The sequence below is a fragment of the Thermodesulfobacteriota bacterium genome, assembly GCA_040756475.1.
GTDB lineage: Bacteria > Desulfobacterota > Deferrisomatia > Deferrisomatales > JACRMM01 > JBFLZB01.
The window spans coordinates 23,533-31,207 of record JBFLZB010000035.1; the positions used below are offsets into that span (position 1 = coordinate 23,533).

The following is a 7,675-nucleotide window of genomic DNA, read 5'->3' on the forward strand; positions in this document are numbered from 1 at the left end:
AACGGCCGCTACTCGTTGATGGCGGTGACGACCCCGGCTCCGACCGTGCGCCCACCTTCCCGGATCGCGAACCGCAGCCCTTCCTCCATCGCGATCGGCGTGATCAGCTCCACGTCCATGCGCACGTTGTCCCCGGGCATCACCATCTCCGTGCCCTCCGGCAGCGTGCACACCCCCGTCACGTCCGTCGTCCGAAAGTAGAACTGGGGCCGGTACCCGTTGAAAAACGGCGTGTGCCGCCCACCTTCTTCCTTCGACAGCACGTACACCTCGCACTTGAACTTCTTGTGCGGCGTGATCGAGCCGGGCTTGGCCAGCACCTGCCCCCGCTCCACGTCGTCGCGCTTGACCCCCCGCAGCAGCACCCCCACGTTGTCGCCCGCCTCCCCCTGGTCCAGGAGCTTGCGAAACATCTCCACCCCCGTCACCACGGTCTTGGTCGTCGGGGTGAACCCCACGATCTCCACTTCGTCCTGCACCTTGACGATGCCCCGCTCGATGCGCCCCGTGGCCACCGTGCCCCGACCCGAGATCGAAAACACGTCCTCCACCGGCATCAGAAACGGCTTGTCCTTGTCGCGCTGCGGCTCCGGTATCCAGCTGTCCACCGCGTCCATCAGCTCGTAGATCGACTTGCAGTCGGCGCACTCGGGCTTGCCGCACCCGCACCCCAGGGCCTTGAGCGCGCTGCCCTTGACCACCGGGGTGTCGTCCCCGGGAAACTCGTAGCTGCTCAGGAGCTCGCGCACCTCCAGCTCCACCAGCTCCAGCAGCTCCGGGTCGTCCACCATGTCGACCTTGTTGAGATACACCACCAGGTAGGGCACGTTGACCTGCCGCGCCAGCAGCACGTGCTCCCGGGTCTGGGGCATCGGTCCGTCCGCCGCGCTCACCACCAGGATCGCCCCGTCCATCTGCGCCGCACCCGTGATCATGTTCTTGATGTAATCGGCGTGGCCCGGACAGTCCACGTGCGCGTAGTGGCGCTTGACGGTCTCGTACTCCACGTGCGCCGTGGCGATGGTGATGCCCCGCTCGCGCTCCTCGGGCGCCTTGTCGATCTCGTCAAACGCCGTGAACTTCGCAAACCCCTTGTTCGACAGCACCTTGGTGATCGCCGCCGTCAGGGTCGTCTTCCCGTGATCCACGTGCCCGATCGTCCCGATGTTCACGTGGGGCTTGGTTCGCTTGAAGGTTTCCTTGGCCATCGTTCCACTCCTCTGGTCGATCGGGCCCGCGTGCCCCCCCGGGGACGAAGGCCCGGGATGCTAACACGCACCCTCTGCCGGTTCAATCGACTTCTCGCCGAAAACCGCTCTCCTGTTACGCCGCCGGAGACCCCGCATCATCCACGGCTCTGCGATACTGTCGAAACCGCATCCCGAAGGTGCCCCGTCCCTGGGTGCGGGCCCGAAGAACCCTCCCGTAGCCCAACAGCGCCGCCAGGGGAACGTCGGCGTAAACCACCTGGGCCCCCCCCCGCCGGTCCGTACCGCGAATCGCGCCGCCCCGCGCCGCCAGCTCTGCCGTGACGTCGCCGAGAAACTCTCCCGGGACCGCGACTTCCAGCGCCATGACCGGCTCCAGCAGTACCGGGGCCGCCGCTCGAACCGCCTCCCGAACCGCCTGGGACGCCGCGAGCTGGAAGGCGACCTCCGAGCTCTCGGCCTCGCGCCAGGAGCCCCCGAGCACGGTGACGCGCACGCCCACCACCGGAAACCCGCCCAGCGGCCCCCGCTCCAGGCCCTCCGCCACACCCTTCTCGACGGCGGGCAGGTACTCCCGGGGCACGGGCGATGCGCTCGCGGCGCTCGCGAAGACCAGAGCTTCCCCCGGGTCGCCCGGCTCGACCCGCAAGACCACGTGTCCATAGTGGCCTCGCCCCCCCGTCTGCCGAACGAAGCGCCCCTCGGCCTGGGCTGCGGCGGACACCGTCTCCCGGTACGCCACCGCCACCCCCTCCACCTGGGCCCCCACCTGAAACTCCCGCAGGAGGCGATTCACGAGGATCTCCAGGTGCAGCTCGCTGCCCCCCGAGAGCACCGCCCGCCCCGTTTCCTCGTCCATCCGGGCCAGAAGCGCCGGGTCTTCCGAAGCCATACGCGCCAGGCCCGCCGCGAGTTTTTCCCGATCGGCCTGCGTCTTCGGCTCCAGGGCCACAGAGAGGACCGGCTCGGTCGGCTCCGAGAGCTCCAACACCACGGGCGCGCCGGGATCGCACAGGGTATCGCCGGCCACGGTGTTCTTGAGCCCTACCGCGGCACCCACGCCCCCCGCACCCAGGGCCTCGATCTCCCGCCGTTCGGTGGCGCGCATCTCGAGCAGGCGCCCGACCCGCTCCCTCTTGCCCCGCCTGGGGTTGAGCACGTAGGCCCCGGCCTGGAGCGCTCCCGAATACACTCGCAAGAAGGTGAGCGGCCCGACATACGGGTCGGTCATCACCTTGAACACCAGGGCCGCGAAGGGCTCCCGAGGGTCCGGCCGTCGAACCACCCCCCTGCTGCCCGCCAGGTCGTACCCCACCTGGGGCGGCACGTCCGTGGGGCTGGGCAGGTAGTCCACCACCGCGTCCAGGAGCGCTGCGAGCCCCTTGCTGCGGAACGCCGAACCGCACAGCACCGGCACCCCCCGGCACGCCAGGGTAGCCCGCCGAACCCCGGCTCGGACCGCCTCTTCCGGCGGGTCCTCCCCGGCCACACCCCCCCGGCGAAAGACCTCGTCGACCTCGGCGAGGGCATCCAGGAGCCTTGCCCGGGCAGCGCCGGCCTGCGCGTGCAGCTCGGCAGGAATCGGCCCGTCCTCCCCCCCGGGGCCCTCCTCTTCCCGGTCCCACAGTCGCGCCCGGCGGGCCACCAGATCGACCACCCCCCGGAACCCGGCCTCCGCCCCCACCGGGAGTTGCATCGCGAGAGGCTTCGCCCCCAGCCGCTCCCGCATCATCTCGAGCACGCGGGAGAAGTCGGCCCCCCCACAGTCCATCTTGTTGACAAAGGCGATGCGCGGCACCCCGCGCTCATCGGCCTGCCGCCAGATCGCCTCCGCCTGGGGCTCCACCCCTTCGACGGCGCTCAAGACGGCCACCGCACCGTCCAGCACTCGCAGGCTCCGGTCCACCTCGGGTGTACGGTCTGCCTGGCCGGGCGTGTCGATCAGGTGGATTCGGTAGCCCCGCCAGGTACAGGCAGTGGCCGCCGCCGTGATCGTGATCTCCCGCTCCTGGTCCCCTTCCGGTCCGTCCGGCGTGCCTCCCCCCTCGAGAAACCCTCCGGCCCGCCCCATCCCTCCCGTCAGGGAAAGAATTCGCTCCACGGTGGTGGTCTTGCCGGCATCGACGTGGGCGGCAATCCCGATATTGCGAATCTGGTCGGCGGGGGCAGACCGAGCCACCGGGCGTTCGCGGGTCGGGGCGAGTACGCCTCCCACTACCAGCGGAAGTGGGCAAAGGCCTTGTTGGCCTCGGCCATGCGCAGGGTGTCCTCCCGCTTCTTCACCGCGCCCCCGCGGTTCTGCTGGGCGTCGAGGATCTCGCCGGCCAGCTTTTCCCGCATGGTCTTCTCGCCCCGGGCTCGGGCGTACTCCACGAGCCACCGGATGCCCAGGGAGAGTCGCCGCTTGGGGCTCACCTCGATGGGCACCTGGTAGGTGGAACCCCCCACCCGCCGGGACTTGACCTCGAGGAGCGGCTTGATGTTCTCCAGAGCCGTGTGGAACACCTCGAGCCCCGCCTGGCTGGACTTGGTCTCCACCAACTCCAGGGCACCGTAAACGATGCTCTCGGCAGTGCTCTTCTTGCCGTCCCACATGACCTTGTTGATGAGCTTGCCGAGGATCTCGTCGCCGTGCCGGGGGTCTGCGACCTTCCGAAACTTGCGAGCCCGGACGGGCGCGGGGCGCACGATGCGGGGTTCCCTCTTGCGAAATGCCATGGCAGCGACTCCTACTGTCTACTTGGGCTTCTTGGCGCCGTACTTGGAGCGGGCCTGCCGGCGGCTCTGCACCCCGACCGAGTCGAGGGTGCCCCGGACGATGTGGTAGCGCACGCCCGGAAGGTCCTTCACGCGGCCGCCGCGCACCAGGACCACCGAGTGCTCCTGGAGGTTGTGTCCCTCACCGGGGATGTACACCGTCACTTCCTTGCCGGTGGTGAGCCGAACGCGGGCCACCTTCCGCAGGGCGGAGTTGGGCTTCTTGGGCGTGGTGGTGTAGACGCGGGTGCACACGCCCCGGCGCTGGGGACAACTCTCCATGGCAGGGGACTTGGTCTTCTTGCGGACCTTCTCCCGGCCCTTGCGGACGAGCTGATTGATCGTGGGCATCGGTACTCTCCTCGCACTCCACTGCGGTTGGCGACGACGGTTGGCAACAACAACGGGGCCACTACCGGAAGAACGCTCCCGGTACGCCCGTCTCGGGTTCGCTGGGACCGCGGCACCAAAGGTGCGGGTACGGCTAACGGCGGGCCGATGCGGCGAGACCCTCTAGCGGCTCATGCCCATTTCGGCCCGGGCAGAGGAACCGTCGGGGGAGCAGGGCTCCCCAAAGAAGAAGCGGGAGGCTAGCACACCCTCCCACCCCACGCAAGCGTCTTTTTCGAGACTTTGTGGAGTCAGGTGCTGCCGCGGGCCGTCGGCCCCTGGAGCTTCTCGGTTCGAGGCTCACTGGCCGAGAGCCCCACGGTGCGGGCCGCCTTGAAGGAGAGGCCTTCGGTGAACCAGGCGGTGACCGTGGCCACCTGGTCGGCGGGCAGGTCGCGCACCGCGAGCACGCCGCCGGCCAGCGCCGCGTAAGGCGAGTCGATGCTCCACTCGGCCCGGTCGGTGACGTCGGCCACCGTGCCGTCGCTGTACCGGGCCGCGAGGGTAAAGCGCTCTGCCGAGCGCGCGTTCACGGAGGAAGGGCCCTGGATCTCCAGGGACAGGAGCACGGCCTTCTCCTCGGCACGGGCCTGCTCGGCGTGGGAGGTGCCGGGCTCCCGGGCGATGAACGCCAGGAGCAAGGCCGCCACGACGCCCGTTGCCAGGAGGAAGAGAATGCGTTTCACGGTCAGGGTGCGTTGCATCGGAATCTCCCTTCAGTGCGGCGCCGGCAGCAGCCCGCGCCGGGTCGTGCCCCCCCGGCTTCGGAGGGCACGGCCTCAGCAAGACGCGTGCCCCCGGGGAGCCCGCGCCGGTGGCCGGAAGAGCCGCGTGGGCCGGGGAGGCGGCACGGCACGGGAGAATTCGCCCCGGGGGGGCCCCCGAAGAACCCGAAGGGGTGGAGGCGCGTCCACGCCCCCGAGTCGCGTTGCGTCGGCGTCCGGATACACCCCCCAAGTCCTCCCGAGGGCATGCCGCCGCGCCAATCCGGCGGGGTGAGCCCGGGGCGGGGGCTCGCCGCCCCCCACGCCGCGCTGTCGCGTTGCGGAGACAGCACCCTGCGCCCCTCCACAGCGTCCGGGACCCCAAGGTGGCAAAGTGGACAAGTACGGGGCCGAGATCGAGGACCGCATCTACAACCAGCGCGACTTCGACCGCTCCCTCGTGCTGGAGCAGCGCACCGCGCTCGTGGCCCGCAAGCTCACCGAGTTCCTCAAGGCCACCGACCGCTTCGACAAGACCATCGTCTTCTGCGAAGACATCGACCACGCCGAGCGCATGCGCTCGCGCCTGGTGGGCTCCGAGCCCCCCTGGCCACCGATCGTTCCGCCTGATCCTCCGACCGGAGGCAAGCGCGTCAAGTACTACCTCCAGGACGTGCCCGTCTGGGTCATCGCCGAGCGGGTAAGCTCATCACCGAGTCCCTCCGGGACTAAACCGAGAAGACCGTGCGCCAGGAGTTCGCCTCCCTGGACGACTTCCTGCGTCGCTGGACCCAGGCTGAGCGCAAGGCCGCGGTCATCGAGGAGCTCGCGGAGCATGGGGTCCTGCTCGAGGCCCTGGCCGAGGAAGTGGGCAAGGAGTTCGACCCCTTCGACCTCGTGTGCCACGTGGCGTTCGACCGGCCGCCGGTCACTCGGCGGGGGCGGGCCGAGCAGGTCCGGAAGCGTGACGTCTTCGCCCGGCACGGTGCCAAGGCCCGGGAGGTCCTGGAGGCGCTGCTGGACAAGTACGCGGACGAGGGGATCGAGAACGTGGAGGACCTGAGCGTCCTCAAGGTGCAGCCCCTGGACCGGTTCGGCACACCCGTGGAGATCGTCCGCTGCTTCGGCGGACGGGAGCGCTACCTCGCTGCACTGGGGGAATTGGAGACCGCGCTGCATGGTGGATCCAGCGCTCGGGCCGGCTAGGTGCGGCCCTCGACAGGTGCTATCCTGCGACCCATAGACTGGTCTCTTGGGAGGCGCTGATGAACACCCGTTTCTCCGAAGACGTGATCCCCCTGACCGATCTTAAGGTGAACCCGGGCCGGGTGGTGAAGCACGTGGCCGAGTCCCGCCGACCCGTGCTCCTCACCAGCCGCGGCCGCGGCGTGGCGGTGGTCCAGTCCGTGGCGGAGTACGAGAAGGAGCAGGAGGAGCGCGCGTTCCTGCGGGCGGTGGTGGAAGGCTTCGCGGATCTGGAGGAAGGCCGAGAGCACTCCCTGGCCGACGCCAAGGCCCGTTTGGGGGTGAAGTAGCGCTGTGCCCAAGACGGTCGTCCGCCTCGCGGAATCGGCCCTTCGGGACCCCGAGGACGTGCTTCGCTGGTACAGCGAGCGGGGCGTCCCCGAGGTCGGCCAGCGGTTCGTGGCGGAACTCATGGCGCGAATCGAAGCCCTCGAGGTCCACCCGGACCGCGGCCGGATCGCCCCGGAGCTCAGCCAACCCTTTCTGCGCGAGCTCATCCACCCGCCCTTCCGCATCGTCTACCGCCGGGACCCCGATCGCGTGCGGGTGGTCCGCGTGTGGCGAAGCGAGCGGCTGTTGAAGCTGCCGTGAATCCGAGGAGAGCACCCCACAAGAGCGGCTCACGCAAAGGCGCAAAGACGCAAAGAAGGGCAAGGAGCGCTTGTGGAGAAGGACGAGGGAACGCCGCGTCTGTTGTTTCTTGCAAGAAGAGGCCCTTCCGTACCTGCCTTTCCCTTTGCGTCTTTGCGTGAGAAGCCCTTGATCTTGCCCTTATACGCGGTGATCTCGAACCCCTGACCTTGGGGAGGTTCCCGTGCTTCTGTACTCTCTGGATCTCGCAGGCGTGGCGGTCTTCGCCGCCAGCGGCGTGATGGCAGCCCGGGATCGGGATCTCGATCTGTTCGGGATCGTGGTCGTTGCGATGCTGACGGCGATCGGGGGCGGAACGCTCCGGGACCTTCTGCTGAACCGTCATCCCATCTTCTGGATCGTCGACACCGGGTACCTCGCCGTCATCCTCGCGGCCACGGCGGCCACGATCGCCTATCTGCGCTTCCGGCCGCTGCCGGGGATCTCGTTCTTGGTGGCCGATGCGCTGGGATTGGCGCTCTTTGCCATGTCGGGCGCCCACCTGGCGTTGACGGCGCAGCACTCTCCTCTCATCGTGGTGCTCATGGGCACCATGACCGGCGTGACCGGCGGCATCCTGCGAGACGTCATCACGGCGCGGGTGCCGCTGGTCCTGCAAAGAGAGATCTACGCGACGGCGGCGATCGCCGGGATCGTCGTGTGCCTGGCGTTGCGGGCCGTGGGGGTGCCAGACACGGCGGCGTTCGGAGTCGGGTTCGCGACGGCGGCGGCGCTGCGGCT

Annotated in this window: 8 protein-coding genes and 1 pseudogene; 4 read left to right on the plus strand and 5 right to left on the minus strand. The window is 69.1% G+C overall.

Annotated elements, in window-relative coordinates:
- Positions 1 to 8: 8 nt before the first annotated feature.
- The 5 genes from tuf to AB1578_07395 form a co-directional block, all read right to left on the minus strand.
- Positions 9 to 1,208 (minus strand): elongation factor Tu, encoded by a 1,200-nt coding sequence (gene tuf, locus AB1578_07375; protein ID MEW6487719.1) that lies wholly within the window; start codon positions 1,206 to 1,208, stop codon positions 9 to 11.
- A gap of 115 nt (positions 1,209 to 1,323) precedes the next feature.
- The gene (gene fusA / locus AB1578_07380) at positions 1,324 to 3,387 is read right to left on the minus strand and encodes an elongation factor G (protein ID MEW6487720.1); all 2,064 of its coding nucleotides are present in this window, start codon (positions 3,385 to 3,387) and stop codon (positions 1,324 to 1,326) included.
- A 35-nt stretch (positions 3,388 to 3,422) separates the two neighbouring features.
- Positions 3,423 to 3,899, minus strand: a complete 477-nt coding sequence (gene rpsG, locus AB1578_07385; protein MEW6487721.1) for a 30S ribosomal protein S7 — start codon at positions 3,897 to 3,899, stop codon at positions 3,423 to 3,425.
- Positions 3,900 to 3,944: 45 nt separating this feature from the next.
- Positions 3,945 to 4,316 (minus strand): 30S ribosomal protein S12, encoded by a 372-nt coding sequence (gene rpsL / locus AB1578_07390; GenBank protein ID MEW6487722.1) that lies wholly within the window; start codon positions 4,314 to 4,316, stop codon positions 3,945 to 3,947.
- A 290-nt stretch (positions 4,317 to 4,606) separates the two neighbouring features.
- Positions 4,607 to 5,059, minus strand: a complete 453-nt coding sequence (locus tag AB1578_07395; GenBank protein ID MEW6487723.1) for a hypothetical protein — start codon at positions 5,057 to 5,059, stop codon at positions 4,607 to 4,609.
- Between the two features lie 388 nt (positions 5,060 to 5,447).
- On the opposite strand from AB1578_07395, the pseudogene AB1578_07400 reads away from it, so the two are divergent.
- From AB1578_07400 to AB1578_07415, 4 genes and pseudogenes are all read left to right on the plus strand, one after another.
- Positions 5,448 to 6,265: pseudogene (locus AB1578_07400) on the plus strand (type I restriction-modification enzyme R subunit C-terminal domain-containing protein).
- Between the two features lie 59 nt (positions 6,266 to 6,324).
- Positions 6,325 to 6,594, plus strand: a complete 270-nt coding sequence (locus AB1578_07405; GenBank protein MEW6487724.1) for a type II toxin-antitoxin system Phd/YefM family antitoxin — start codon at positions 6,325 to 6,327, stop codon at positions 6,592 to 6,594.
- 4 nt (positions 6,595 to 6,598) lie between these two features.
- Entirely contained in the window at positions 6,599 to 6,895 is a 297-nt protein-coding gene (locus AB1578_07410) for a type II toxin-antitoxin system RelE/ParE family toxin (protein ID MEW6487725.1), read from the plus strand.
- A gap of 223 nt (positions 6,896 to 7,118) precedes the next feature.
- Positions 7,119 to 7,675: trimeric intracellular cation channel family protein (locus AB1578_07415; GenBank protein MEW6487726.1), on the plus strand; the 557-nt coding region annotated here is incomplete at its 3' end.

Excerpts from the sequence above, each read along its gene's own strand:
- tuf (MEW6487719.1), bottom strand. The coding sequence starts at position 1,208 with ATGGCCAAGGAAACCTTCAAGCGAACCAAGCCCCACGTGAACATCGGG.
- rpsL (MEW6487722.1), bottom strand. The coding sequence starts at position 4,316 with ATGCCCACGATCAATCAGCTCGTCCGCAAGGGCCGGGAGAAGGTCCGC.
- AB1578_07395 (MEW6487723.1), bottom strand. The coding sequence starts at position 5,059 with ATGCAACGCACCCTGACCGTGAAACGCATTCTCTTCCTCCTGGCAACG.
- AB1578_07405 (MEW6487724.1), top strand. The coding sequence starts at position 6,325 with ATGAACACCCGTTTCTCCGAAGACGTGATCCCCCTGACCGATCTTAAG.